The organism is Streptococcus sp. FSL K6-1323, assembly GCF_038630745.1.
GTDB lineage: Bacteria > Bacillota > Bacilli > Lactobacillales > Streptococcaceae > Streptococcus > Streptococcus salivarius_D.
On record NZ_CP152039.1, the window covers coordinates 117,327 to 143,594 of the forward strand.

Sequence of the window (26,268 nt, forward strand, 5' to 3'; positions counted from 1 at the left end):
TTTTTAAAGTTGTTATAAGGGTGAGATGTAACCGTTTGTTAATCTTTTTTATCATTAATGGATAAGTTTTTTTGGTACACTAGGAGTATGAAAAAGGAGAGTGTTATGAAACAGAGCCAAGCTAAAAAGCGTGACAATGCGATGACTAATAAGATTTTGATGGGGTTGATTGCTCTCGTCTTAGGTTTGCTTTTTCTTGAAATTTTAATTGTTCATAGTAAGAACGAACAGCAAAAGAATGTCTCAAACCAGGTACAGACAGCACGTATCATGGCTAATGGGGACTTGCTCTATCATGACGGTCTCTATATGAGTGCCCTGCAGGCAGATGGTAGCTATGATTTTACGGAGAATTTTACTTATGTGAAGCCGTGGTTAAAGCAGGCCGATTTGACCTTGGGTGATTTTGAGGGAACGATTAATCCTGATTATCCTTTGTCAGGCTATCCTCTGTTTAATGCTCCTCAATCAGTGACAGCAGCTATTAAGGATGCTGGTTATGATGTTATGGATTTGGCCCATAATCATATCTTGGATTCTGGTTTAGAGGGAGCTTTTACAACGTCTGATGCTTTTAAAAAAGTGGGAATTGATCCTGTTGGTGTTTACGAAAAGCCGGTGCGAGACAAGGCGCCACTCCTCATCAAGAATGTTAATGGCATCAAAGTTGCAATACTTTCCTATGCTTATGGTTACAATGGTTTAGAGTCGAACTTGACGGATAAAGAGGTTGCAGACCACTTATCGAATTTGGATGAAAAACGTATGAAAGCCGAGATTCAGCGTGCCGAAAAAGAAGCAGATATCACGGTTATCATGCCTCAGATGGGTGTTGAATATCGTTTGGAACCTACAGATGAACAGGTTAAACTCTATCATAAGATGATTGATTGGGGTGCTGATATTATCTTTGGAGGTCATCCTCATGTGGTAGAACCTTCTGAGGTGGTTAAAAAGGATGGACAGCAAAAACTTATTATTTACTCAATGGGTAATTTCATCTCAAACCAGCGCATAGAGACCATGGATGGTGTGGATAGTGCAGAGTGGACAGAGAGGGGTGTCTTAATGGATGTCACCCTTGAGAAAAAGAATGGTCAAACCACGATTAAGACTGCTCAAGCACATCCGACTTGGGTTAACCGTACGCCTAAAGGAACAACTTCACCAGAGGGATATCCTTTGTATACTTACCAAACTTATATTTTAGAGGATTTCATTAAGGGTGGTAAATATAGAAATAAACTTGATGAAGAAACCAAAGAGCGTATAGATACTGCATATAAAGAAATGAATGCCCATGTTAATTTAAAATGGAAATAAAGCTAAGATATCGCCTGAATTTGGCGATATTTTTTGTTTATCGACAAGTTACCCACAGACTTATCCACAGGTGTGGAAAAGTCTGTTGATAGTGTTGAATCTTGATTTTTCAAGGTTTTAAAAGAAGGAAATTATTTAGGTTGTGAACAAGTTTATCCACAAGTAGTTGGGTCAAAGAGAGGATGTTTTCATAAACGATATTAGTTAAAATTCTCGGAAACATTCGTCTTTTTCAAGAAAAAAGATGCAAATTTCATAAAAAATAGCATTTTTAATCAAAATATGCTAAAATTATACAAAATAAAATGATGGAGGCTTCTCATGAAAGCGATTATTACAGTTGTAGGTAAGGACAAAGCAGGTATTGTTGCGGGTGTTGCGACTAAGGTGGCAGAACTTGGCTTGAATATTGATGATATCTCTCAAACAGTTCTTGATGAATTCTTTACCATGATGGCGGTTGTATCATCGGAAGACAAACAAGATTTTACACACCTACGTGCGGAATTGGAAGCCTTTGGTGAGTCATTGAATGTTAAAATCAACATCCAAAGCTCAGCAATTTTTGATGCTATGCACAACTTGTAAGATAGGAGTAGCTTAAAATGGATATTAAACAGGTCACAGAAACCATTGCCATGATTGAGGAGCAGAACTTTGATGTTCGTACCATTACCATGGGGATTTCACTCCTAGACTGTATCGATTCAGATATCGATAAGGCGGCGGAAAAAGTCTATAACAAGATTGTATCTAAGGCTAAAAATTTGGTAGCTGTTGGTGACGAAATTGCAGCTGAACTTGGTATTCCGATTGTTAATAAACGTGTGTCTGTTACTCCGATCTCAATCATCGGTGCGGCAACAGATGCAACAGACCATGTACCTTTTGCGAAGGCATTAGACCGAGCAGCTAAGGAAATCGGCGTTAACTTTATTGGTGGTTTCTCTGCACTCGTTCAAAAGGGCTATCAAAAAGGTGATGAGATTCTTATTAATTCTATTCCACGTGCGCTTGCAGAGACTGATTTTGTCTGCTCATCTGTCAACATTGGTTCAACAAAGACTGGTATTAACATGACAGCAGTACGTGACATGGGACGTATCATCAAAGAGGCTTCTGAGGCAGATCCAATGGGCCCAGGTAAATTGGTGGTCTTTGCTAATGCGGTTGAAGATAATCCATTTATGGCAGGTGCCTTCCACGGTGTTGGTGAGGCTGATGTTGTAATCAATGTTGGGGTTTCAGGTCCTGGTGTTGTGCAACGTGCAGTTGAGAAAGTTCCAGGCGAAAGTTTCGATGTTCTAGCTGAAACAGTTAAGAAGACCGCCTTCAAAATCACACGTGTTGGTCAGTTAGTTGGTCAAATGGCCAGCGAACGTCTTGGTGTCGAGTTTGGTATTGTAGATTTGTCTCTTGCGCCAACACCAGCAGTTGGTGATTCAGTAGCCCGTGTACTTGAAGCGATGGGTCTTGAAGTTGTTGGTACGCATGGTACTACTGCAGCTCTAGCCCTTCTTAACGACCAAGTTAAAAAAGGCGGTATCATGGCATGTAACCAAGTTGGTGGTTTGTCAGGTGCCTTTATTCCAGTTTCTGAAGATGAAGGTATGATTGCTGCGGTTCAATCTGGTCATATCAACCTTGAAAAATTGGAAGCTATGACAGCTATCTGTTCTGTTGGTCTAGACATGATTGCTATTCCTGCTGATACGCCAGATACAACAATCGCGGCCATGATTGCTGATGAAGCGGCAATCGGTGTCATTAACCAGAAAACAACAGCTGTTCGTATCATTCCTTATGGTAAGGAAGGTGATATGTTGGAACTTGGAGGTCTTCTTGGTTATGCACCAGTAATGAAGGTAAACAAAGCTTCATCGGCTGACTTCATTGCGCGTGGTGGTCAAATCCCAGCTCCTGTTCACAGCTTTAAAAACTAAGCGGATGATAAATGCTTTGCCAATTGGTAAGGCATTTTCTGATGGTCTCGCTGGCTAGATAGTCGAGGGGATTTGTGCTATAATGAATTCAAAAATGACGGAAAGAAGGGGCGCTATGAGTAAGGTTAAGTTGTATATTGCGAGACACGGCAAAACGATGTTTAACACCATTGGTCGTGCACAAGGTTGGTCTGATAGCCCTTTGACCCCGTTCGGTGAGGAAGGTATTCGTGAATTGGGAGTAGGTCTGAAAGCAGCAGGTATTCCTTTCAAGGCCGCATATTCTAGTGATTCAGGTCGAACGATTCAAACCATGGATATCATTTTACGTGAGACGGGTTTGGAAACTATTCCTTATAAACGTGACAAACGTATTCGTGAGTGGTGTTTTGGTAGTTTAGATGGTGGCTATGACGGTGAACTTTTCTACGGTGTGCTACCGAGAACAGATGCTTTTCAAGGTAAGGATTTGCATGAGGTAACTTATCCTGAGCTTGCACAAGGTATTCTTGATGTGGATACGGCTGGTTGGGCAGAGCCTTGGGAAGTGCTCAGAAAACGTATTTTAGAGGGGTTCACAGCTATTGCAGAAGATCTTGAGAGGTCTGGTGGCGGTAATGCTATCGTCGTTAGTCACGGTATGACCATTGCAACCTTTGCTTGGTTAATTGATCCTTCTGTCGAGCATCCTTCATTGGACAACGGTTCGGTTACTGTTGTTGCTTATGAAAATGGTAAATTTACATTAGAAGCACTTGGCGATATGACCTATCGTCAGGTTGGGCGAGAGATAATAGAAAAAGAAAATGGTAAAAAATAACTATCCAAGTCGCCGTCAGGCGAAAAAGCAAACCAACTGGTTTTTGGTTATCAGTAGTGTCTTGATTGCGATGCTTTTGATTGCAGCAGGACTTTATTCAGTATTTGGTGTCAGTCGTACAGTCCAACAAGCCAATGGATCGTCAGTAACAAAAAGTAGTAAACAAGCCACCGATGCGACTCGAAGCAAGGATACAAAGGGACTACCTGATGTATCGCCTAAAGACTGGGAATTGCTTTTGGTAAATCGTGATAATAAGTCTAAAGAACTTAACCCTGAGATTGCTGACGTTGATGGTGTTTCTGTAGATGCAAGAATTGCTAAGAATGTGAAGCAGTTTTTAGCAGCTGCTCAAGAAATTGATCCAAGTTATCACTTGATATCAGGTTATCGTAGTGTTGCTTATCAGACAGAACTTTATAACAGTTATGTTCAGCAGGAAATGGCTGCCGACCCAAGTTTGACGGAGTCTCAGGCGGAGAAAAAGGTTCAAACCTATTCACAACCACCAGGAGCGAGTGAACACCAGACAGGTCTTGCGATTGATATGAGTACTGTGGATAGCTTAAATGAAGCAGATCCAGATACAGTAGCTAAAGTCAAAGAATTGGCGCCGAAATATGGCTTTGTTCTTCGTTTTCCAGATGGTAAAACATCGTCAACGGGTGTAGGCTACGAGGATTGGCATTTCCGCTATGTTGGTAAAGAGTCAGCAGAGTATATGACTGAACATAATCTTTCTTTGGAGGAATATTTGGCATTATTAAAGGAGAAAGCTAAGTGAGACGACGTTTTAAACTAAAAGCCTTCATTACCTTAGTTGTTGTTTTCGCTTTAGGTATTCTCTTACCTTTGATTCTTCATGCCTCTACAGATGATAATGCTCGTTCGGTAAAGGTTGCTTACACACAGCAAGAATTTATTGAGACCTTAGCTCCAACAGCTCAAAAGATGTCTAAAAACTATGGTGTACCTGCGTCTATTCTCCTTAGTCAAGCTGCATATGAGTCGAATTATGGTAGCAGTCTTTTATCTGTTAAATACCATAACATCTACAGTCTCCCTGCTCAGCCAGGTCAAGAACGTATTCGTTTAAAGGATAGTATCTACAGTAAAGGGAAATGGCAATATCAAAAGGTGGATTTTGCAGTTTTTAAGGATTGGTCAAGTTCTATGATGACTTATTTAGAAGAACTTCGCCAAGGAACGTGGGGCGAGTCGACCTATAAAGAGGTGGCAGGAACGACTAGTTATAAAGTTGCGGCAGAAAAACTACAAGCTGCGGGATTTAGCAGTGATCCAGATTATGCCAAACACCTCATATCTATTATTGAGACCTATCATTTGTCAAAATATGATTGATAAGATTAGAGTGCCTCTGAGGTGCTCTTTTTTTGCTTTTCTAGGTCTTAAGATGTATTTTTAGCACTCTTACAAAAAGAGTGCTAATTTTTTGGTTTTTTGGGTTGACATGTTCAAGTTTAGGTGTATAATAGAATCATAAGTTAGCAGTCGATGTGCCAGAGTGCTAATAAATAGAAATGAGGTGACATCGTGATTACGCAAAGGCAAAACACTATTTTGAATTTGATAGTTGAGATGTTCACTCGTACACATGAACCGGTTGGTTCTAAAGCATTACAAGAATCAATTGATTCGAGTTCAGCGACCATTCGTAATGACATGGCCAAGCTTGAAAAGATGGGCTATCTTGAAAAAGCTCATACTTCTAGTGGGCGTATGCCAAGCCGAGCAGGTTTCCAGTATTTCGTCGCTAATTCTTTGAATCTTGATACGATTGATGAACAAGATGTTTATCAAGTGGTCAAGGCCTTTGATTTTGAAGCCTTTAAACTTGAAGATATTTTGGATGCAGCGGCGAAGCTGCTGGCAGAAATGACAGGATGTACAGCAGTGATTCAAGATGTGGAGCCGACACGACAACGTCTGACTGGGTTTGACATTGTTCATCTATCCAATCACGACGCTTTAGCGGTTCTTACTCTAGATGAATCTAAGCCTGTGACAGTTCAGTTTGCTATTCCAAAAAATTTCTTGTCTAGTGATTTGGAGATTCTTCATAAGCTTGTTCAAGAACGTTTTTTGGGAAACACTGTCTTAGATATCCATTACCGATTGAGAACTGAGATTCCTCAGATTGTGCAAAAGTATTTCAAGATAACAGATAATGTTTTAGATTTGTTTGATTATATCTTTTCACAACTTTTTAAGGAATTGATTTTCATCGAAGGTAAGGTTGCATCACTGACTTATGCCGACTTAAAAACCTATCAATTTTTGGACAATCCACAACATGTGGCACTTGAGCTTCGATCAGCTATCTCCGATGATGAAGTGACTAAGATTTCGGTTGCAGAATCAACTGAAGAAGCGCTTGAAAATGTCACAGTTATGAGTCATAAATTCCTGATTCCTTATCGTGGGATGGCACTCATGCATGTGATTGGCCCAGTTGAAATGGATTATCGTCGCATGGTTAGTTTGGTCAATGTTATTAGTAGAGTTTTGGTTATGAAGTTGACGGATTATTACCGTTACCTCAATAGTAACCATTATGAAGTTAACTAAGATATAACATTTAAAAAGTATAGAAAGAGGTGTATGCCTTGACTGAAGATATTAAAAAAGAAGAAGTGAAAGAAGAGGAAGCTACGGAGACAACTGAAGAAGTTGTAGAGGAAGTAAGCGAACCTTCTGAACTTGAGGAAGCCCAAGCGCGTGCCGAAGAATTTGAAAACAAATACCTTCGTGCCCATGCAGAAATGCAAAACATTCAGCGACGTGCAAATGAAGAACGTCAACAATTGCAAAAGTATCGTAGCCAAGATTTGGCAAAAGCGATTTTACCATCACTTGATAACCTTGAACGTGCTCTTGCCGTTGAGGGCTTGACTGATGATGTCAAAAAAGGTTTGGAAATGGTGCAAGAAAGTTTAGTGCATGCTCTTAAAGAGGAAGGAATTGAAGAAATTCCAGCAGATGGTGATTTCGACCATAACTTCCACATGGCTATTCAAACAATGCCTGCAGATGATGAACATCCAGCAGACACGATTGCACAAGTTTTCCAAAAAGGATATAAACTCCACGAACGCGTCTTACGCCCAGCTATGGTAGTTGTATATAATTAATTGAAAACTTGTCCGAAATGACAGAAAACTATGAATGAAAGATAAAAAAGCAAAATAGAAATTAAAGTAAAAAGGGGAAAAACATATGTCTAAAATCATTGGTATTGACTTAGGGACAACAAACTCAGCAGTAGCAGTTCTTGAAGGAACTGAATCAAAAATTATCGCAAATCCAGAAGGTAACCGCACAACTCCATCTGTTGTGTCATTCAAAAACGGTGAAATCATCGTTGGTGACGCTGCAAAACGTCAAGCAGTAACAAACCCAGATACAATCATCTCTATCAAATCTAAGATGGGTACTTCTGAAAAAGTTTCTGCAAACGGTAAAGAATACACACCACAAGAGATTTCAGCTATGATTCTTCAATATTTGAAAGGTTATGCTGAAGATTACCTTGGTGAAAAAGTAACTAAAGCAGTTATCACAGTTCCTGCTTACTTCAACGATGCGCAACGTCAAGCAACAAAAGACGCTGGTAAAATCGCTGGTCTTGAAGTAGAACGTATCGTCAACGAACCAACAGCAGCAGCTCTTGCTTATGGTTTGGATAAGACTGATAAAGAAGAAAAAATCTTGGTATTCGACCTTGGTGGTGGTACATTCGACGTATCTATCCTTGAACTTGGTGACGGTGTCTTTGACGTATTGGCCACTGCAGGGGATAACAAACTCGGTGGTGATGACTTTGACCAAAAAATCATCGACCACATGGTTGAAGAATTCAAGAAAGAAAATGGCATCGACTTGTCAACAGACAAGATGGCTCTTCAACGTTTGAAAGATGCAGCTGAAAAAGCTAAGAAAGACCTTTCTGGTGTCACTTCAACACAAATCAGCTTGCCATTCATCACTGCTGGTGAGGCTGGACCTCTTCACTTGGAAATGACATTGACTCGTGCGAAATTCGATGATTTGACTCGTGACCTTGTAGAACGTACGAAAACTCCAGTTCGTCAAGCCCTTTCAGATGCAGGTTTGAGCTTGTCAGATATTGACGAAGTTATCCTTGTCGGTGGTTCAACTCGTATCCCTGCCGTTGTAGAAGCTGTTAAAGCTGAAACTGGTAAAGAACCAAACAAATCAGTTAACCCTGATGAAGTAGTTGCCATGGGTGCTGCTATCCAAGGTGGTGTTATTACTGGTGATGTCAAAGACGTTGTCCTTCTTGATGTAACGCCATTGTCACTTGGTATCGAAACAATGGGTGGAGTGTTCACAAAACTTATTGACCGCAACACTACTATTCCAACATCTAAATCACAAGTCTTCTCAACTGCAGCAGATAACCAACCAGCCGTTGACATCCACGTTCTTCAAGGTGAACGCCCAATGGCAGCGGATAACAAGACTCTTGGACGCTTCCAATTGACTGATATCCCAGCTGCACCTCGTGGTATCCCACAAATCGAAGTTACTTTCGATATTGACAAGAACGGTATCGTATCTGTTAAAGCTAAAGACCTTGGAACTCAAAAAGAACAAACAATTGTCATCCAATCTAACTCTGGTTTGACAGACGAAGAAATTGAAAAGATGATGAAAGATGCTGAAGCAAATGCTGAAGCAGATGCAAAACGTAAAGAAGAAGTAGATCTTCGTAACGAAGTTGACCAAGCTATCTTTGCGACTGAAAAAACAATCAAAGAAACAGAAGGTAAAGGCTTCGACACAGAACGTGATGCTGCTCAATCAGCTCTTGATGACCTTAAGAAAGCTCAAGAATCAGGCAATCTTGATGACATGAAGGCTAAATTGGAAGCTCTTAACGAAAAAGCTCAAGCTCTTGCAGTTAAACTTTACGAACAAGCTGCAGCAGCACAACAAGCTCAAGCAGGAGCAGAAGGTGCACAAACAGCAGATAACTCAGGCGACGATGTTGTAGACGGAGAGTTTACTGAAAAGTAAGATGTAAAGTCCATTAAAACCTCACAGTGAAAATAGGAAGATTTCTCTTTTTCACCAAGAGGTTAGGGTGTGCTCAGTTCGGTAAGGTGTTGAGCTTAGCTAGTAAATGATAAAAAGAAATCCAGAGGTTGCAAACCAGCCTCTGTTTTTCGGTAAAATAGAGGATGTCGCTTATGAAAAAAGTGCTTTGTATCATTTATCCTAATTTTTCTCTCTACGAGATAGCCTCTTTAACGAGTACTTTAGCTCTGTCTTTCGATATAACGATTGATTATGTAGCCTCAGATTATTCGATTGTGGTATCTGAGGACGGCTTGCCCTGTCAACTGACGAAAACATTGGATCAAGTACGTATAGAAGATTATTCTTGCGTGATTTTGCCAGGAATGGTCAACATAGGACCTGCCCTACAGGATGAGAAATTGATTTCGTTCTTGAGGGGCCTTGGTGAACAAGATATCCTCATTGCAGCCATTTCTTCAGCGCCTCTTTTATTAGCGAAAGCAGGTCTGTTGAAGGACACGAAATTTACAGGTGGAATTTGGCAAAACTTCTTTGACTATTTTGAATTTCTTCCACGTGAAAATTTCCAACCTAAAGTGGTTGTACAAGATAAAAAAATCATTACAGCCATAGGCTTTGCACATCAAGAGTTTGCAAGAAAAGTGATTCTTAGTCTAGGGTTGTCAGATTATACGGACAACTATTTTAAAGAACAGAACGAGTATGCTGAAGAGGATTTGATATTTACTCTATCAGACGAAGAGTTTGATGAAGTGAAGCGAAGTATAGAAAAGACCCTCTAAAGATTTACATGAAAATTATAGAAAGGAACAAAGAGTGTTCGAGGAATTGAACACGAGCGGAAAGCTAGGAAATTAGATAAACCTCCTAAGAAATCATGATTTCTTGTCGGTTTCCTAAATTTCAGTCGCTTTCTGTTCGCTCTTAGTATCTTGTATGAACAATACCGAATATTACGATCGTCTTGGGGTATCTAAGGATGCCTCTCAAGATGAAATTAAACGTGCCTATCGTAAGATGTCTAAGAAATACCACCCAGACATTAATAAAGAACCAGGTGCGGAAGAAAAATATAAAGAGGTTCAAGAGGCCTACGAAACTTTAAGTGATGACCAAAAACGTGCAGCCTATGACCAATACGGACCAGATGGTGCGAATGGTTTTGGAGGTCAAGGAGGCTTTGGTGGCTTTGATGGTGGTGCAGGCTTTGGTGGCTTTGAGGATATCTTCTCTAGCTTCTTTGGTGGTGGTGCTACTCGTAACCCGAATGCTCCACGTCAAGGTGATGATCTTCAGTACCGTGTCAACCTAAGCTTCGAAGAGGCGATTTTTGGTGCCGAAAAAGAAGTTCACTACAATCGTGAAGCAACATGTAAGACATGTTCGGGATCTGGTGCAAAACCTGGAACAAGCCCTGTAACTTGTGGTCGCTGTCATGGTCAAGGGGTTATCAATGTCGATACGCAAACACCACTTGGTATGATGCGTCGTCAAGTAACCTGTGATGTCTGTCATGGAACAGGTCAAGAAATTAAAGAGCCATGTCAAACTTGTCACGGAACAGGACATGAAAAACAAAGCCACAAAGTATCTGTCAAGATTCCAGCAGGTGTTGAAACAGGTCAACAAATCCGTCTTGCAGGTCAAGGTGAAGCTGGTTTCAATGGTGGTCCTTATGGAGACCTCTTTGTAATCATCAATGTTAATCCAAGCGATAAGTTTACTCGTGATGGATCAACAATTTACTATACACTTAACATTTCTTTTGTCCAAGCCGCTCTTGGTGATACTGTCGAAGTACCAACAGTTCACGGAAACGTTGAGATGACTATTCCAGCAGGAACTCAAACAGGCAAAACTTTCCGTCTAAAAGGAAAGGGTGCTCCACGTCTTCGTGGAGGTTCACAAGGAGACCAACACGTTACAGTTAAGATTGTAACTCCTACGAAGCTAAACGATGCTCAAAAAGAAGCTCTCCTTGCATTCGCCAAGGCAAGTGGAGATGAAAAAATCGCACCACAGAAAAAAGGTTTCTTCAATAAAGTAAAGGATGCCTTAGAAGATTTATAAAGGAAGGACGCTGAAAGCGTCTTTTTCTTTATGTCAAAGCTGTATGGGGTCAGTTGACAATCGACCTACTTTTTATCCTTGAAAAAATCTGATATGATAATTTTATGGTTAGATACAAAGCGACAATTTCCTATGATGGTACACTTTTCTCAGGTTTTCAAAGACAACCAAATGCACGTTCTATTCAAGAAGAACTTGAAAAGACTCTCTTACGGTTAAATAGCGGAACACCTGTCACCGTTCATGGAGCGGGTCGTACAGATGCAGGTGTTCATGCCTATGGACAAGTTATACACTTCGATTTGCCCCAGGAGCGGGATCCAGAGAAGTTACGTTTTGGTTTGGATACGCAATGTCCAGATGATATTGATGTTGTTAGTATCGAACTCGTATCAGAAGAATTTCATGCACGATACAATAAACACAGTAAAACTTATGAGTTCTTAGTAGATGCAGGGCGACCTAAGAACCCTATGATGCGTAATTATGCGACCCACTATCCCTACCCTCTAAGTTTAGCACCTATGCAGGAGGCTGCTAAGGATTTGGTCGGCACACATGATTTTACAGGCTTCACAGCTTCAGGAACTTCTGTAGAAAATAAAGTACGCACAATTACACAAGCTAGTGTATCTATCGATGAGAAAACTGGATTTTATATCTTTACTTTTTCTGGGAATGGTTTTCTCTATAAGCAAGTTAGAAATATGGTCGGCACCTTGTTGAAGATTGGCAATGGTCGCATGCCTGTTTCGCAAGTTAAGACAGTGTTGGAAAGTCGTGATCGTAATCTCGCAGGACCAACAGCAGCAGGAAATGGATTATATTTGAAGGAGATAAGATATGAGTGATGAATTGATTTTAGCGATTTCGGGGAATGATATTTTTAGTGGTGGCGGACTTCATGCAGACTTAGCGACGTTTACCACTAATAAACAACATGGATTTGTGGCTCTTACCTGTCTGACAGCTATGACTGAGAATGGTTTTGAGGTTATTCCGGTTGATACTAATGTTTTTAAACAACAACTTGACTCACTAAAAGATATCCCATTCTCAGCAATTAAAATTGGTTTGTTGCCTAACGTTGAAATCGCGGAATTAACGTTGGATTTTGTTAAAAAACATTCTGATATTCCAATTGTCTTGGATCCTGTTTTAGTATGTAAGGAGACTCATGACGTTGAAGTTTCTCAACTACGTGATGAATTGGTTAAATTTTTCCCTTATACCACGGTTATCACTCCGAACTTACCTGAAGTCGAACTGCTTATAGATAGAAAGGTTAAGACTCTTGATGATATGAAGCATGCGGCTAGCTATCTCAATGAATTAGGTGCTAAGACTGTCGTTGTCAAAGGTGGAAATCGCTTGGATGGTAATAAAGCGATAGATGTCTTTTATGATGGAACAGATTACAAATTGTTTGAAGAAGCTGTGCTAGACAAAAACAATACAGGTGCAGGATGTACATTTGCTTCAAGTATAGCTAGTGAATTAGTTAAAGGATGTTCAGAAACTGAAGCTGTGGCAAATGCTAAAGCATTTGTTTATGAATCAATTAAACAATCAAATGAATTTGGAGTAGTTCAATATGCAAAATAAGAAAACAAAAGAGCTAACATTATTAGCTATCTTAACAGCTTTATCAGTGACCTTTGGATTCGTAGCTAAAATTCCGACTCCAACAGGGCTTTTAACTTTGGTAGATGCAGGAATCTACTTCACAGCCTTCTATCTTGGCAAGAAAGAAGGGGCAATTGTGGGAGGACTATCTGCATTTTTGATAGATTTGCTATCATCTGCTCCGCAATGGATGTTTATCAGTTTGTTAATCCATGGTGCACAAGGTTATTTTGCTGGATTTAAGGGTAACTATCGTATCCTAGGTCTTCTGATTGCTACAATTGTGATGGTGGGTGGCTATGCACTTGCTTCAGTATTTATGTATGGAACAGGAGCTTCAATCGCAGAAGTGATTCCTAATTTCTGCCAAAACGCTCTCGGCCTAGTCGTTGGATGGGTATTGTATCAAGGATTCAAAAAGGTTCAATCTAAAAAAGATTAATAGCTTTACTAAAATCCTATTGACAAGCATTAATTTGGGTGATAAGATATAAAAGTTGTCTTAATTGCCTTGCCACAAACTTGAAAAGGTTCCAAAACTTTAAAAAAGTTATTGACAAGACAAGCTAGAGATGATATTATAAATAAGCTGTTTCGCGAGAGACAGCGGACACGAGAAGTGAAAAAACTTCAAAAAAAGTGTTGACAAGACATTCTAGATTTGCTAGAATACAGAAGTTGTCTTAAGAGAGACAAAGACCTTTGAGAACTGAATAAGAAACCAAGTGCAGGGTTATAGAAGAAATTATAACCTGTCAATTTACAAGAATAAATCGTCAGACGACGGTAATGAGTTAACGCTCGAACAATTATTAAATTTTTTAATGAGAGTTTGATCCTGGCTCAGGACGAACGCTGGCGGCGTGCCTAATACATGCAAGTAGAACGCTGAAGAGAGGAGCTTGCTCTTCTTGGATGAGTTGCGAACGGGTGAGTAACGCGTAGGTAACCTGCCTTGTAGCGGGGGATAACTATTGGAAACGATAGCTAATACCGCATAACAATGGATGACCCATGTCATTTATTTGAAAGGGGCAAATGCTCCACTACAAGATGGACCTGCGTTGTATTAGCTAGTAGGTGAGGTAACGGCTCACCTAGGCGACGATACATAGCCGACCTGAGAGGGTGATCGGCCACACTGGGACTGAGACACGGCCCAGACTCCTACGGGAGGCAGCAGTAGGGAATCTTCGGCAATGGGGGCAACCCTGACCGAGCAACGCCGCGTGAGTGAAGAAGGTTTTCGGATCGTAAAGCTCTGTTGTAAGTCAAGAACGAGTGTGAGAGTGGAAAGTTCACACTGTGACGGTAGCTTACCAGAAAGGGACGGCTAACTACGTGCCAGCAGCCGCGGTAATACGTAGGTCCCGAGCGTTGTCCGGATTTATTGGGCGTAAAGCGAGCGCAGGCGGTTTGATAAGTCTGAAGTTAAAGGCTGTGGCTCAACCATAGTTCGCTTTGGAAACTGTCAAACTTGAGTGCAGAAGGGGAGAGTGGAATTCCATGTGTAGCGGTGAAATGCGTAGATATATGGAGGAACACCGGTGGCGAAAGCGGCTCTCTGGTCTGTAACTGACGCTGAGGCTCGAAAGCGTGGGGAGCGAACAGGATTAGATACCCTGGTAGTCCACGCCGTAAACGATGAGTGCTAGGTGTTGGATCCTTTCCGGGATTCAGTGCCGCAGCTAACGCATTAAGCACTCCGCCTGGGGAGTACGACCGCAAGGTTGAAACTCAAAGGAATTGACGGGGGCCCGCACAAGCGGTGGAGCATGTGGTTTAATTCGAAGCAACGCGAAGAACCTTACCAGGTCTTGACATCCCGATGCTATTTCTAGAGATAGAAAGTTACTTCGGTACATCGGTGACAGGTGGTGCATGGTTGTCGTCAGCTCGTGTCGTGAGATGTTGGGTTAAGTCCCGCAACGAGCGCAACCCCTATTGTTAGTTGCCATCATTCAGTTGGGCACTCTAGCGAGACTGCCGGTAATAAACCGGAGGAAGGTGGGGATGACGTCAAATCATCATGCCCCTTATGACCTGGGCTACACACGTGCTACAATGGTTGGTACAACGAGTTGCGAGTCGGTGACGGCAAGCTAATCTCTTAAAGCCAATCTCAGTTCGGATTGTAGGCTGCAACTCGCCTACATGAAGTCGGAATCGCTAGTAATCGCGGATCAGCACGCCGCGGTGAATACGTTCCCGGGCCTTGTACACACCGCCCGTCACACCACGAGAGTTTGTAACACCCGAAGTCGGTGAGGTAACCTTTTGGAGCCAGCCGCCTAAGGTGGGATAGATGATTGGGGTGAAGTCGTAACAAGGTAGCCGTATCGGAAGGTGCGGCTGGATCACCTCCTTTCTAAGGAAAAACGGAATGTACTTGAGTTTCTTATTTAGTTTTGAGAGGTCTTGTGGGGCCTTAGCTCAGCTGGGAGAGCGCCTGCTTTGCACGCAGGAGGTCAGCGGTTCGATCCCGCTAGGCTCCATTGAATCGCAAGATTCAAGTATTGTCCATTGAAAATTGAATATCTATATCAAATTCCATATGTAATTAATTACATATAGATAGTAACAAGAAAATAAACCGAAACGCTGTGAATATTTAATGAGTTAGGTCGAAAGACCAAAATAAGGTTAAGTTAATAAGGGCGCACGGTGGATGCCTTGGCACTAGAAGCCGATGAAGGACGTGACTAACGACGAAATGCTTTGGGGAGCTGTAAGTGAGCAATGATCCAGAGATGTCCGAATGGGGGAACCCGGCAGGTTATGCCTGTCACTCATTACTGTTAAGGTAATGTAGAGGAAGACGCAGTGAACTGAAACATCTAAGTAGCTGCAGGAAGAGAAAGCAAAAGCGATTGCCTTAGTAGCGGCGAGCGAAACGGCAAGAGGGCAAACCGAAGAGTTTACTCTTCGGGGTTGTAGGACTGCAACGTGGACTTAAAGATTATAGAAGAACTACCTGGGAAGGTAGGCCAAAGAGAGTAATAGCCTCGTATTCGAAATAGTCTTTATACCTAGCAGTATCCTGAGTACGGCGAGACACGAGAAATCTCGTCGGAATCTGGGAGGACCATCTCCCAACCCTAAATACTCTCTAGTGACCGATAGTGAACCAGTACCGTGAGGGAAAGGTGAAAAGCACCCCGGGAGGGGAGTGAAATAGAACCTGAAACCGTGTGCCTACAACAAGTTCGAGCCCGTTAATGGGTGAGAGCGTGCCTTTTGTAGAATGAACCGGCGAGTTACGATATGATGCGAGGTTAAGTTGAAGAGACGGAGCCGTAGGGAAACCGAGTCTTAATAGGGCGTATTAGTATCATGTCGTAGACCCGAAACCATGTGACCTACCCATGAGCAGGTTGAAGGTGAGGTAAAACTCACTGGAGGACCGAACCAGGGCACGTTGAAAAGTGCTTGGATGACTTGTGGGTAGCGGAGAAATTCCAAACGAACTTGGAGATAGCTGGTTCTCTCCGAAATAGCTTTAGGGCTAGCGTCGATGTTAAGTCTCTTGGAGGTAGAGCACTGTTTGGGTGAGGGGTCCATCCCGGATTACCAATCTCAGATAAACTCCGAATGCCAACGAGATATAATCGGCAGTCAGACTGCGAGTGCTAAGATCCGTAGTCGAAAGGGAAACAGCCCAGACCACCAGCTAAGGTCCCAAAATATATGTTAAGTGGAAAAGGATGTGGGGTTGCACAGACAACTAGGATGTTAGCTTAGAAGCAGCTATTCATTCAAAGAGTGCGTAATAGCTCACTAGTCGAGTGACCCTGCGCCGAAAATGTACCGGGGCTAAAACATATTACCGAAGCTGTGGATACCTTTATAGGTATGGTAGGAGAGCGTTCTATGTGCGAAGAAGGTGTACCGTGAGGAGTGCTGGAGCGCATAGAAGTGAGAATGCCGGTATGAGTAGCGAAAGACAGGTGAGAATCCTGTCCACCGTAAGACTAAGGTTTCCAGGGGAAGGCTCGTCCGCCCTGGGTTAGTCGGGACCTAAGGAGAGACCGAAAGGTGTATCCGATGGACAACAGGTTGATATTCCTGTACTAGAGTATATAGTGATGGAGGGACGCAGTAGGCTAACTAAACCAGACGATTGGAAGTGTCTGGCCAAGCAGTGAGGTGTGATATGAGTCAAATGCTTATATCTATAACATTGAGCTGTGATGGGGAGCGAAGTTTAGTAGCGAAGTTAGTGATGTCACACTGCCGAGAAAAGCTTCTAGCGTTAATTATACTCTACCCGTACCGCAAACCGACACAGGTAGTCGAGGCGAGTAGCCTCAGGTGAGCGAGAGAACTCTCGTTAAGGAACTCGGCAAAATGGCCCCGTAACTTCGGGAGAAGGGGCGCTGACTTATGGTCAGCCGCAGTGAATAGGCCCAAGCAACTGTTTATCAAAAACACAGCTCTCTGCTAAATCGTAAGATGATGTATAGGGGGTGACGCCTGCCCGGTGCTGGAAGGTTAAGAGGAGTGCTTAGCAATAGCGAAGGTATGAATTGAAGCCCCAGTAAACGGCGGCCGTAACTATAACGGTCCTAAGGTAGCGAAATTCCTTGTCGGGTAAGTTCCGACCCGCACGAAAGGCGTAATGATTTGGGCACTGTCTCAACGAGAGACTCGGTGAAATTTTAGTACCTGTGAAGATGCAGGTTACCCGCGACAGGACGGAAAGACCCCATGGAGCTTTACTGCAGTTTGATATTGAGTATCTGTACCACATGTACAGGATAGGTAGGAGCCTATGACCTCGGGACGCCAGTTTCGAGTGAGGCGTTGTTGGGATACTACCCTTGTGTTATGGCTACTCTAACCCAGATAGGTTATCCCTATCGGAGACAGTGTCTGACGGGCAGTTTGACTGGGGCGGTCGCCTCCTAAAAGGTAACGGAGGCGCCCAAAGGTTCCCTCAGAATGGTTGGAAATCATTCGCAGAGTGTAAAGGTATAAGGGAGCTTGACTGCGAGAGTTACAACTCGAGCAGGGACGAAAGTCGGGCTTAGTGATCCGGTGGTTCCGCATGGAAGGGCCATCGCTCAACGGATAAAAGCTACCCTGGGGATAACAGGCTTATCTCCCCCAAGAGTTCACATCGACGGGGAGGTTTGGCACCTCGATGTCGGCTCGTCGCATCCTGGGGCTGTAGTCGGTCCCAAGGGTTGGGCTGTTCGCCCATTAAAGCGGCACGCGAGCTGGGTTCAGAACGTCGTGAGACAGTTCGGTCCCTATCCGTCGCGGGCGTAGGAAATTTGAGAGGATCTGCTCCTAGTACGAGAGGACCAGAGTGGACTTACCGCTGGTGTACCAGTTGTTCTGCCAAGAGCATCGCTGGGTAGCTATGTAGGGAAGGGATAAACGCTGAAAGCATCTAAGTGTGAAGCCCACCTCAAGATGAGATTTCCCATGATTTTATATCAGTAAGAGCCCTGAGAGATGATCAGGTTGATAGGTTAGAAGTGGAAGTGTGGTGACACATGTAGCGGACTAATACTAATAGCTCGAGGACTTATCCAAAGAAAGTAACTGAGACATATTGACAACGATTTGGTTTCTTGATACAGTATAGATATTCAATTTTGAGTTGAGAATACTCAGAGTTAAGTGACGATAGCCTAGGAGATACACCTGTTCCCATGCCGAACACAGAAGTTAAGCCCTAGTACGCCTGATGTAGTTGGGGGTTGCCCCCTGTTAGATACGGTAGTCGCTTAGCGCAAAGGGAGTTTAGCTCAGCTGGGAGAGCATCTGCCTTACAAGCAGAGGGTCAGCGGTTCGATCCCGTTAACTCCCATAGGTCCCGTGGTGTAGCGGTTATCACGTCGCCCTGTCACGGCGAAGATCGCGGGTTCGATTCCCGTCGGGACCGTTCAAATAGAAATATTTGAGACTCGTTAGCTCAGTTGGTAGAGCAATTGACTTTTAATCAATGGGTCACTGGTTCGAGCCCAGTACGGGTCATATATGCGGGTGTGGCGGAATTGGCAGACGCACCAGATTTAGGATCTGGCGCTTAACGGCGTGGGGGTTCAAGTCCCTTCACCCGCATTAGAAAAGTTAGCCGGCTTAGCTCAGTTGGTAGAGCATCTGATTTGTAATCAGAGGGTCGCGTGTTCAAGTCATGTAGCCGGCATAAAATGCGAACGTAGTTCAGTGGTAGAACACCACCTTGCCAAGGTGGGGGTCGCGGGTTCGAATCCCGTCGTTCGCTTGAGGAGCCGGGGTGGCGGAACTGGCAGACGCACAGGACTTAAAATCCTGCGAAAGGAAACTTTCGTACCGGTTCGATCCCGGTCCTCGGCATAATATAATAATGAGCACCCTTAGCTCAACTGGATAGAGTACCTGACTACGAATCAGGCGGTTAGAGGTTCGACTCCTCTAGGGTGCATTTTATCGGGAAGTAGCTCAGCTTGGTAGAGCACTTGGTTTGGGACCAAGGGGTCGCAGGTTCGAATCCTGTCTTCCCGATTTAGACCTTTGAGAACTGAATAAGAAACCAAGTGCAGGGTTATAGAAGAAATTATAACCTGTCAATTTACAAGAATAAATCGTCAGACGACGGTAATGAGTTAACGCTCGAACAATTATTAAATTTTTTAATGAGAGTTTGATCCTGGCTCAGGACGAACGCTGGCGGCGTGCCTAATACATGCAAGTAGAACGCTGAAGAGAGGAGCTTGCTCTTCTTGGATGAGTTGCGAACGGGTGAGTAACGCGTAGGTAACCTGCCTTGTAGCGGGGGATAACTATTGGAAACGATAGCTAATACCGCATAACAATGGATGACCCATGTCATTTATTTGAAAGGGGCAAATGCTCCACTACAAGATGGACCTGCGTTGTATTAGCTAGTAGGTGAGGTAACGGCTCACCTAGGCGACGATACATAGCCGACCTGAGAGGGTGATCGGCCACACTGGGACTGAGACACGGCCCAGACTCCTACGGGAGGCAGCAGTAGGGAATCTTCGGCAATGGGGGCAACCCTGACCGAGCAACGCCGCGTGAGTGAAGAAGGTTTTCGGATCGTAAAGCTCTGTTGTAAGTCAAGAACGAGTGTGAGAGTGGAAAGTTCACACTGTGACGGTAGCTTACCAGAAAGGGACGGCTAACTACGTGCCAGCAGCCGCGGTAATACGTAGGTCCCGAGCGTTGTCCGGATTTATTGGGCGTAAAGCGAGCGCAGGCGGTTTGATAAGTCTGAAGTTAAAGGCTGTGGCTCAACCATAGTTCGCTTTGGAAACTGTCAAACTTGAGTGCAGAAGGGGAGAGTGGAATTCCATGTGTAGCGGTGAAATGCGTAGATATATGGAGGAACACCGGTGGCGAAAGCGGCTCTCTGGTCTGTAACTGACGCTGAGGCTCGAAAGCGTGGGGAGCGAACAGGATTAGATACCCTGGTAGTCCACGCCGTAAACGATGAGTGCTAGGTGTTGGATCCTTTCCGGGATTCAGTGCCGCAGCTAACGCATTAAGCACTCCGCCTGGGGAGTACGACCGCAAGGTTGAAACTCAAAGGAATTGACGGGGGCCCGCACAAGCGGTGGAGCATGTGGTTTAATTCGAAGCAACGCGAAGAACCTTACCAGGTCTTGACATCCCGATGCTATTTCTAGAGATAGAAAGTTACTTCGGTACATCGGTGACAGGTGGTGCATGGTTGTCGTCAGCTCGTGTCGTGAGATGTTGGGTTAAGTCCCGCAACGAGCGCAACCCCTATTGTTAGTTGCCATCATTCAGTTGGGCACTCTAGCGAGACTGCCGGTAATAAACCGGAGGAAGGTGGGGATGACGTCAAATCATCATGCCCCTTATGACCTGGGCTACACACGTGCTACAATGGTTGGTACAACGAGTTGCGAGTCGGTGACGGCAAGCTAATCTCTTAAAGCCAATCTCAGTTCGGATTGTAGGCTGCAACTCGCCTACATGAAGTCGGAATCGCTAGTAATCGCGGATCAGCACGCCGCGGTGAATACGTTCCCGGGCCTTGTACACACCGCCCGTCACACCACGAGAGTTTGTAACACCCGAAGTCGGTGAGGTAACCTTTTGGAGCCAGCCGCCTAAGGTGGGATAGATGATTGGGGTGAAGTCGTAACAAGGTAGCCGTATCGGAAGGTGCGGCTGGATCACCTCCTTTCTAAGGAAAAACGGAATGTACTTGAGTTTCTTATTTAGTTTTGAGAGGTCTTGTGGGGCCTTAGCTCAGCTGGGAGAGCGCCTGCTTTGCACGCAGGAGGTCAGCGGTTCGATCCCGCTAGGCTCCATTGAATCGCAAGATTCAAGTATTGTCCATTGAAAATTGAATATCTATATCAAATTCCATATGTAATTAATTACATATAGATAGTAACAAGAAAATAAACCGAAACGCTGTGAATATTTAATGAGTTAGGTCGAAAGACCAAAATAAGGTTAAGTTAATAAGGGCGCACGGTGGATGCCTTGGCACTAGAAGCCGATGAAGGACGTGACTAACGACGAAATGCTTTGGGGAGCTGTAAGTGAGCAATGATCCAGAGATGTCCGAATGGGGGAACCCGGCAGGTTATGCCTGTCACTCATTACTGTTAAGGTAATGTAGAGGAAGACGCAGTGAACTGAAACATCTAAGTAGCTGCAGGAAGAGAAAGCAAAAGCGATTGCCTTAGTAGCGGCGAGCGAAACGGCAAGAGGGCAAACCGAAGAGTTTACTCTTCGGGGTTGTAGGACTGCAACGTGGACTTAAAGATTATAGAAGAACTACCTGGGAAGGTAGGCCAAAGAGAGTAATAGCCTCGTATTCGAAATAGTCTTTATACCTAGCAGTATCCTGAGTACGGCGAGACACGAGAAATCTCGTCGGAATCTGGGAGGACCATCTCCCAACCCTAAATACTCTCTAGTGACCGATAGTGAACCAGTACCGTGAGGGAAAGGTGAAAAGCACCCCGGGAGGGGAGTGAAATAGAACCTGAAACCGTGTGCCTACAACAAGTTCGAGCCCGTTAATGGGTGAGAGCGTGCCTTTTGTAGAATGAACCGGCGAGTTACGATATGATGCGAGGTTAAGTTGAAGAGACGGAGCCGTAGGGAAACCGAGTCTTAATAGGGCGTATTAGTATCATGTCGTAGACCCGAAACCATGTGACCTACCCATGAGCAGGTTGAAGGTGAGGTAAAACTCACTGGAGGACCGAACCAGGGCACGTTGAAAAGTGCTTGGATGACTTGTGGGTAGCGGAGAAATTCCAAACGAACTTGGAGATAGCTGGTTCTCTCCGAAATAGCTTTAGGGCTAGCGTCGATGTTAAGTCTCTTGGAGGTAGAGCACTGTTTGGGTGAGGGGTCCATCCCGGATTACCAATCTCAGATAAACTCCGAATGCCAACGAGATATAATCGGCAGTCAGACTGCGAGTGCTAAGATCCGTAGTCGAAAGGGAAACAGCCCAGACCACCAGCTAAGGTCCCAAAATATATGTTAAGTGGAAAAGGATGTGGGGTTGCACAGACAACTAGGATGTTAGCTTAGAAGCAGCTATTCATTCAAAGAGTGCGTAATAGCTCACTAGTCGAGTGACCCTGCGCCGAAAATGTACCGGGGCTAAAACATATTACCGAAGCTGTGGATACCTTTATAGGTATGGTAGGAGAGCGTTCTATGTGCGAAGAAGGTGTACCGTGAGGAGTGCTGGAGCGCATAGAAGTGAGAATGCCGGTATGAGTAGCGAAAGACAGGTGAGAATCCTGTCCACCGTAAGACTAAGGTTTCCAGGGGAAGGCTCGTCCGCCCTGGGTTAGTCGGGACCTAAGGAGAGACCGAAAGGTGTATCCGATGGACAACAGGTTGATATTCCTGTACTAGAGTATATAGTGATGGAGGGACGCAGTAGGCTAACTAAACCAGACGATTGGAAGTGTCTGGCCAAGCAGTGAGGTGTGATATGAGTCAAATGCTTATATCTATAACATTGAGCTGTGATGGGGAGCGAAGTTTAGTAGCGAAGTTAGTGATGTCACACTGCCGAGAAAAGCTTCTAGCGTTAATTATACTCTACCCGTACCGCAAACCGACACAGGTAGTCGAGGCGAGTAGCCTCAGGTGAGCGAGAGAACTCTCGTTAAGGAACTCGGCAAAATGGCCCCGTAACTTCGGGAGAAGGGGCGCTGACTTATGGTCAGCCGCAGTGAATAGGCCCAAGCAACTGTTTATCAAAAACACAGCTCTCTGCTAAATCGTAAGATGATGTATAGGGGGTGACGCCTGCCCGGTGCTGGAAGGTTAAGAGGAGTGCTTAGCAATAGCGAAGGTATGAATTGAAGCCCCAGTAAACGGCGGCCGTAACTATAACGGTCCTAAGGTAGCGAAATTCCTTGTCGGGTAAGTTCCGACCCGCACGAAAGGCGTAATGATTTGGGCACTGTCTCAACGAGAGACTCGGTGAAATTTTAGTACCTGTGAAGATGCAGGTTACCCGCGACAGGACGGAAAGACCCCATGGAGCTTTACTGCAGTTTGATATTGAGTATCTGTACCACATGTACAGGATAGGTAGGAGCCTATGACCTCGGGACGCCAGTTTCGAGTGAGGCGTTGTTGGGATACTACCCTTGTGTTATGGCTACTCTAACCCAGATAGGTTATCCCTATCGGAGACAGTGTCTGACGGGCAGTTTGACTGGGGCGGTCGCCTCCTAAAAGGTAACGGAGGCGCCCAAAGGTTCCCTCAGAATGGTTGGAAATCATTCGCAGAGTGTAAAGGTATAAGGGAGCTTGACTGCGAGAGTTACAACTCGAGCAGGGACGAAAGTCGGGCTTAGTGATCCGGTGGTTCCGCATGGAAGGGCCATCGCTCAACGGATAAAAGCTACCCTGGGGATAACAGGCTTATCTCCCCCAAGAGTTCACATCGACGGGGAGGTTTGGCACCTCGATGTCGGCTCGTCGCATCCTGGGGCTGTAGTCGGTCCCAAGGGTTGGGCTGTTCGCCCATTAAAGCGGCACGCGAGCTGGGTTCAGAACGTCGTGAGACAGTTCGGTCCCTATCCGTCGCGGGCGTAGGAAATTTGAGAGGATCTGCTCCTAGTACGAGAGGACCAGAGTGGACTTACCGCTGGTGTACCAGTTGTTCTGCCAAGAGCATCGCTGGGTAGCTATGTAGGGAAGGGATAAACGCTGAAAGCATCTAAGTGTGAAGCCCACCTCAAGATGAGATTTCCCATGATTTTATATCAGTAAGAGCCCTGAGAGATGATCAGGTTGATAGGTTAGAAGTGGAAGTGTGGTGACACATGTAGCGGACTAATACTAATAGCTCGAGGACTTATCCAAAGAAAGTAACTGAGACATATTGACAACGATTTGGTTTCTTGATACAGTATAGATATTCAATTTTGAGTTGAGAATACTCAGAGTTAAGTGACGATAGCCTAGGAGATACACCTGTTCCCATGCCGAACACAGAAGTTAAGCCCTAGTACGCCTGATGTAGTTGGGGGTTGCCCCCTGTTAGATACGGTAGTCGCTTAGCGTTTATCCGCCATAGCTCAGTTGGTAGTAGCGCATGACTGTTAATCATGATGTCGTAGGTTCGAGTCCTACTGGCGGAGTAATGATTTCATTGCTGGACTTAGGTCTAGCTTTTTTTGTTTTTATCAACTTTTATAGTGACATATATGTCGCTATTTTATTTCTTATCTATCTCTTATAATAGGTCTCGTAATTAATTTAATTACAAAAATTATATCTATTAATAGGAGGTTGAATGGAACAAGAAGTTTTTGTTCACGCATATGAGGTTGTTAGGCCGATTGTACTTAAGGCTAGTCGACAATATTTCATCCAACTTTGGGACCAAGCTGATATGGAGCAAGAAGCTATGATGACGCTTTATCAGCTTTTAGAAAAGTTTCCTGAATTAAAGTCTGATGATGATAAGTTACGGCGTTATTTTAAAACGAAATTTAGGAATAGACTTAATGATGAGGTTAGAAGGCAGGAGTCTGTAAAACGACAAGCCAATAGACAATGTTATATTGAAATTTCAGATATTGCTTTTTGTCTTCCAAATAAAGAGTTAGATGCTGTTGATAGGCTTGTTTATGATGAGCAGCTTAATGCTTTCCGTAATCAGTTGTCTTCGGAAGATGCTACTAAGTTAGACCGTTTGCTAGCTGGGGAGTGTTTTAGAGGTCGAAAAAAGATGATTCGAGAGTTAAAATTTTGGATGGTTGATTTTGATCCTTACAATGAAGATGATTAATTCTTAATATAGAACCTTGACTGGCAATATTGATTAATGTCTTGAATATACAATATAAGTGCACAATAAAAACTCATAAGATTTTCTAGTAAAATAGAATTGAACGAACTAGTTACGAAAGGAAATCTTATGAGCTACCATCATTTTACCATAGACGAGCGTGAAAGTATTCTCATTTACCGTACGCAAGGCCTAAATTTTTCTCAAATTGCTAAGTTACTTCATCGTCATCCATCTAGTATTAGTCGTGAGTGGAAGCGCCATACAAAATCAGGAGCTTATTCTCCAAATCATGCACAGGAATCGTACCATAATGCCAAATCACACTGTGGGCGGAAACGGATGCTTGAAATAGATCACAATTTAAGCAATACCATCAAACATCTATTTCTCGATTACCAATGGTCTCCTGAAGAAATAGAAGGTCGGTTGCGCTTAGAGTATGGGAAAACTGTTGTTAGTTATCAAACAATCTATAGAGCCATTTATCGAGGACATTTTGAGGATAACTCATTATCTCATGGTGCTCGTGGTGTCATTCGTAAACTTCGTCATCGTGGGAAAACACGTCATACAAAAGGTCATGTTGAAAATAGAGGGAAAATATCCATTTCTCATACAATTCACGAAAGACCAGAAGAGGCTAATAATCGAACTAGAATAGGAGATTGGGAAGCCGATACTGTTGCAGGTAAAACTGGAAAAGCTTGTTTAGTGACTCTAACAGACCGTTATTCTCGTTTTCTAAAAATCAAAAAGGTAGCTGTTAAGAAAAGCAAGTTGGTAATAGAAGCTATGGTAAAACTGTTAGAACCCTTGACGAAGTATACAGTAACTCCTGATAGAGGGAAAGAATTCACGTATCATCAGAAATTGAGTGATCAATTGAACATTGAAGTCTATTTTCCTGACCCTCATGCTCCATGGCAACGAGGAACCAATGAGAACACGAATGGATTACTTAGAGAATATTTTCCAAAGGGTAGTGATCTAACATTGGTTGATGATCAGACTATTCAGCTATGGGAGAACAAACTTAATAATAGGCCACGAAAATGTCTTAACTGGAAAACACCTTATGAAGTATTCTATGGGGAAAGTATGCACTTAATTTGACAATTCAAGAA

16 protein-coding genes, 12 tRNA genes and 6 rRNA genes are annotated in these 26,268 nt (G+C 43.7%); all 34 read left to right on the forward strand.

The window, feature by feature from the left end; translation table 11 throughout:
* Positions 1-105: 105 nt before the first annotated feature.
* The 34 genes from NST80_RS00700 (at position 106) to NST80_RS00865 (ending at position 26,257) form a co-directional block, all read left to right on the forward strand.
* On the forward strand, positions 106-1,323 hold the full coding sequence (locus NST80_RS00700; RefSeq protein ID WP_118172275.1) for a CapA family protein: 1,218 nt from the start codon (positions 106-108) through the stop codon (positions 1,321-1,323).
* 321 nt (positions 1,324-1,644) lie between these two features.
* Positions 1,645-1,911 (forward strand): ACT domain-containing protein, encoded by a 267-nt coding sequence (locus NST80_RS00705; RefSeq protein WP_003092287.1) that lies wholly within the window; start codon positions 1,645-1,647, stop codon positions 1,909-1,911.
* Positions 1,912-1,928: 17 nt separating this feature from the next.
* Entirely contained in the window at positions 1,929-3,266 is a 1,338-nt protein-coding gene (locus NST80_RS00710) for a PFL family protein (protein ID WP_118172274.1), read from the forward strand.
* 115 nt (positions 3,267-3,381) lie between these two features.
* The gene (locus tag NST80_RS00715; RefSeq protein ID WP_002886392.1) at positions 3,382-4,086 is read left to right on the forward strand and encodes a histidine phosphatase family protein; all 705 of its coding nucleotides are present in this window, start codon (positions 3,382-3,384) and stop codon (positions 4,084-4,086) included.
* Positions 4,073-4,870 carry a M15 family metallopeptidase gene (locus NST80_RS00720; protein ID WP_002886393.1) on the forward strand — a complete coding sequence of 266 codons (798 nt, stop codon included), beginning with the start codon at positions 4,073-4,075 and terminating at the stop codon, positions 4,868-4,870. Before NST80_RS00715 ends, NST80_RS00720 begins: the two co-directional genes overlap by 14 nt.
* Positions 4,867-5,448, forward strand: a complete 582-nt coding sequence (locus NST80_RS00725) for a glucosaminidase domain-containing protein (RefSeq protein ID WP_002886394.1) — start codon at positions 4,867-4,869, stop codon at positions 5,446-5,448. The genes NST80_RS00720 and NST80_RS00725 overlap by 4 nt, the downstream gene beginning before the upstream one ends.
* Before the next feature lie 192 nt (positions 5,449-5,640).
* A complete protein-coding gene (gene hrcA, locus NST80_RS00730) occupies positions 5,641-6,675 on the forward strand; it encodes a heat-inducible transcriptional repressor HrcA (RefSeq protein ID WP_002886395.1) in 1,035 nt (344 codons plus the stop codon).
* Positions 6,676-6,713: 38 nt separating this feature from the next.
* Positions 6,714-7,238, forward strand: a complete 525-nt coding sequence (gene grpE, locus NST80_RS00735; RefSeq protein ID WP_002886396.1) for a nucleotide exchange factor GrpE — start codon at positions 6,714-6,716, stop codon at positions 7,236-7,238.
* A gap of 85 nt (positions 7,239-7,323) precedes the next feature.
* Positions 7,324-9,147 (forward strand): molecular chaperone DnaK, encoded by a 1,824-nt coding sequence (dnaK, locus tag NST80_RS00740; protein WP_002886397.1) that lies wholly within the window; start codon positions 7,324-7,326, stop codon positions 9,145-9,147.
* A gap of 173 nt (positions 9,148-9,320) precedes the next feature.
* Positions 9,321-9,953 carry a DJ-1/PfpI family protein gene (locus tag NST80_RS00745; RefSeq protein ID WP_002886398.1) on the forward strand — a complete coding sequence of 211 codons (633 nt, stop codon included), beginning with the start codon at positions 9,321-9,323 and terminating at the stop codon, positions 9,951-9,953.
* 154 nt (positions 9,954-10,107) lie between these two features.
* Positions 10,108-11,241, forward strand: coding sequence for a molecular chaperone DnaJ (gene dnaJ / locus NST80_RS00750; RefSeq protein WP_002886399.1), 1,134 nt, complete (start codon positions 10,108-10,110; stop codon positions 11,239-11,241).
* Between the two features lie 104 nt (positions 11,242-11,345).
* Positions 11,346-12,092 (forward strand): tRNA pseudouridine(38-40) synthase TruA, encoded by a 747-nt coding sequence (truA, locus tag NST80_RS00755; RefSeq protein ID WP_004182157.1) that lies wholly within the window; start codon positions 11,346-11,348, stop codon positions 12,090-12,092.
* A complete protein-coding gene (locus NST80_RS00760) occupies positions 12,085-12,846 on the forward strand; it encodes a bifunctional hydroxymethylpyrimidine kinase/phosphomethylpyrimidine kinase (RefSeq protein WP_045768725.1) in 762 nt (253 codons plus the stop codon). Before truA ends, NST80_RS00760 begins: the two co-directional genes overlap by 8 nt.
* Positions 12,836-13,309, forward strand: coding sequence for an ECF transporter S component (locus NST80_RS00765; RefSeq protein ID WP_022496745.1), 474 nt, complete (start codon positions 12,836-12,838; stop codon positions 13,307-13,309). Before NST80_RS00760 ends, NST80_RS00765 begins: the two co-directional genes overlap by 11 nt.
* Positions 13,310-13,687: 378 nt before the next feature.
* Positions 13,688-15,235 (forward strand): 16S ribosomal RNA (locus NST80_RS00770).
* 54 nt (positions 15,236-15,289) lie between these two features.
* Positions 15,290-15,362: transfer RNA gene (locus NST80_RS00775), tRNA-Ala, on the forward strand.
* Positions 15,363-15,508: 146 nt separating this feature from the next.
* Positions 15,509-18,408: ribosomal RNA gene (locus NST80_RS00780) — 23S ribosomal RNA — on the forward strand.
* A gap of 83 nt (positions 18,409-18,491) precedes the next feature.
* A 5S ribosomal RNA gene (gene rrf, locus NST80_RS00785) occupies positions 18,492-18,607 on the forward strand.
* 5 nt (positions 18,608-18,612) lie between these two features.
* A tRNA-Val gene (locus tag NST80_RS00790) sits at positions 18,613-18,685 on the forward strand.
* A gap of 2 nt (positions 18,686-18,687) precedes the next feature.
* A tRNA-Asp gene (locus NST80_RS00795) sits at positions 18,688-18,760 on the forward strand.
* A 19-nt stretch (positions 18,761-18,779) separates the two neighbouring features.
* A tRNA-Lys gene (locus tag NST80_RS00800) sits at positions 18,780-18,852 on the forward strand.
* A 5-nt stretch (positions 18,853-18,857) separates the two neighbouring features.
* A tRNA-Leu gene (locus NST80_RS00805) sits at positions 18,858-18,939 on the forward strand.
* Positions 18,940-18,951: 12 nt separating this feature from the next.
* Positions 18,952-19,024, forward strand: a tRNA-Thr gene (locus NST80_RS00810).
* 6 nt (positions 19,025-19,030) lie between these two features.
* A tRNA-Gly gene (locus tag NST80_RS00815) sits at positions 19,031-19,102 on the forward strand.
* Positions 19,103-19,108: 6 nt separating this feature from the next.
* Positions 19,109-19,194: transfer RNA gene (locus NST80_RS00820), tRNA-Leu, on the forward strand.
* Positions 19,195-19,208: 14 nt separating this feature from the next.
* A tRNA-Arg gene (locus NST80_RS00825) sits at positions 19,209-19,282 on the forward strand.
* A gap of 6 nt (positions 19,283-19,288) precedes the next feature.
* Positions 19,289-19,362 (forward strand) — tRNA-Pro (locus NST80_RS00830).
* Positions 19,363-19,489: 127 nt separating this feature from the next.
* Positions 19,490-21,037, forward strand: a 16S ribosomal RNA gene (locus NST80_RS00835).
* Positions 21,038-21,091: 54 nt separating this feature from the next.
* Positions 21,092-21,164, forward strand: a tRNA-Ala gene (locus NST80_RS00840).
* A gap of 146 nt (positions 21,165-21,310) precedes the next feature.
* Positions 21,311-24,210 (forward strand): 23S ribosomal RNA (locus NST80_RS00845).
* An 83-nt stretch (positions 24,211-24,293) separates the two neighbouring features.
* Positions 24,294-24,409 (forward strand): 5S ribosomal RNA (gene rrf, locus NST80_RS00850).
* Together the 16S, 23S and 5S rRNA genes with 12 tRNA genes alongside form the textbook arrangement of a ribosomal RNA operon.
* A 5-nt stretch (positions 24,410-24,414) precedes the next feature.
* Positions 24,415-24,488 (forward strand) — tRNA-Asn (locus NST80_RS00855).
* 155 nt (positions 24,489-24,643) lie between these two features.
* Positions 24,644-25,141, forward strand: coding sequence for a sigma factor (locus NST80_RS00860; protein WP_021143466.1), 498 nt, complete (start codon positions 24,644-24,646; stop codon positions 25,139-25,141).
* A gap of 129 nt (positions 25,142-25,270) precedes the next feature.
* Positions 25,271-26,257 carry an IS30 family transposase gene (locus NST80_RS00865; RefSeq protein ID WP_013990693.1) on the forward strand — a complete coding sequence of 329 codons (987 nt, stop codon included), beginning with the start codon at positions 25,271-25,273 and terminating at the stop codon, positions 26,255-26,257.
* Positions 26,258-26,268: the final 11 nt, after the last annotated feature.

Excerpts from the sequence above, each read along its gene's own strand:
- dnaJ (WP_002886399.1), top strand. The coding sequence starts at position 10,108 with ATGAACAATACCGAATATTACGATCGTCTTGGGGTATCTAAGGATGCC.
- NST80_RS00705 (WP_003092287.1), top strand. The coding sequence starts at position 1,645 with ATGAAAGCGATTATTACAGTTGTAGGTAAGGACAAAGCAGGTATTGTT.
- NST80_RS00760 (WP_045768725.1), top strand. The coding sequence starts at position 12,085 with ATGAGTGATGAATTGATTTTAGCGATTTCGGGGAATGATATTTTTAGT.
- NST80_RS00865 (WP_013990693.1), top strand. The coding sequence starts at position 25,271 with ATGAGCTACCATCATTTTACCATAGACGAGCGTGAAAGTATTCTCATT.
- NST80_RS00860 (WP_021143466.1), top strand. The coding sequence starts at position 24,644 with ATGGAACAAGAAGTTTTTGTTCACGCATATGAGGTTGTTAGGCCGATT.
- NST80_RS00715 (WP_002886392.1), top strand. The coding sequence starts at position 3,382 with ATGAGTAAGGTTAAGTTGTATATTGCGAGACACGGCAAAACGATGTTT.
- NST80_RS00710 (WP_118172274.1), top strand. The coding sequence starts at position 1,929 with ATGGATATTAAACAGGTCACAGAAACCATTGCCATGATTGAGGAGCAG.
- NST80_RS00765 (WP_022496745.1), top strand. The coding sequence starts at position 12,836 with ATGCAAAATAAGAAAACAAAAGAGCTAACATTATTAGCTATCTTAACA.
- dnaK (WP_002886397.1), top strand. The coding sequence starts at position 7,324 with ATGTCTAAAATCATTGGTATTGACTTAGGGACAACAAACTCAGCAGTA.
- NST80_RS00700 (WP_118172275.1), top strand. The coding sequence starts at position 106 with ATGAAACAGAGCCAAGCTAAAAAGCGTGACAATGCGATGACTAATAAG.
- NST80_RS00720 (WP_002886393.1), top strand. The coding sequence starts at position 4,073 with ATGGTAAAAAATAACTATCCAAGTCGCCGTCAGGCGAAAAAGCAAACC.
- NST80_RS00745 (WP_002886398.1), top strand. The coding sequence starts at position 9,321 with ATGAAAAAAGTGCTTTGTATCATTTATCCTAATTTTTCTCTCTACGAG.
- truA (WP_004182157.1), top strand. The coding sequence starts at position 11,346 with ATGGTTAGATACAAAGCGACAATTTCCTATGATGGTACACTTTTCTCA.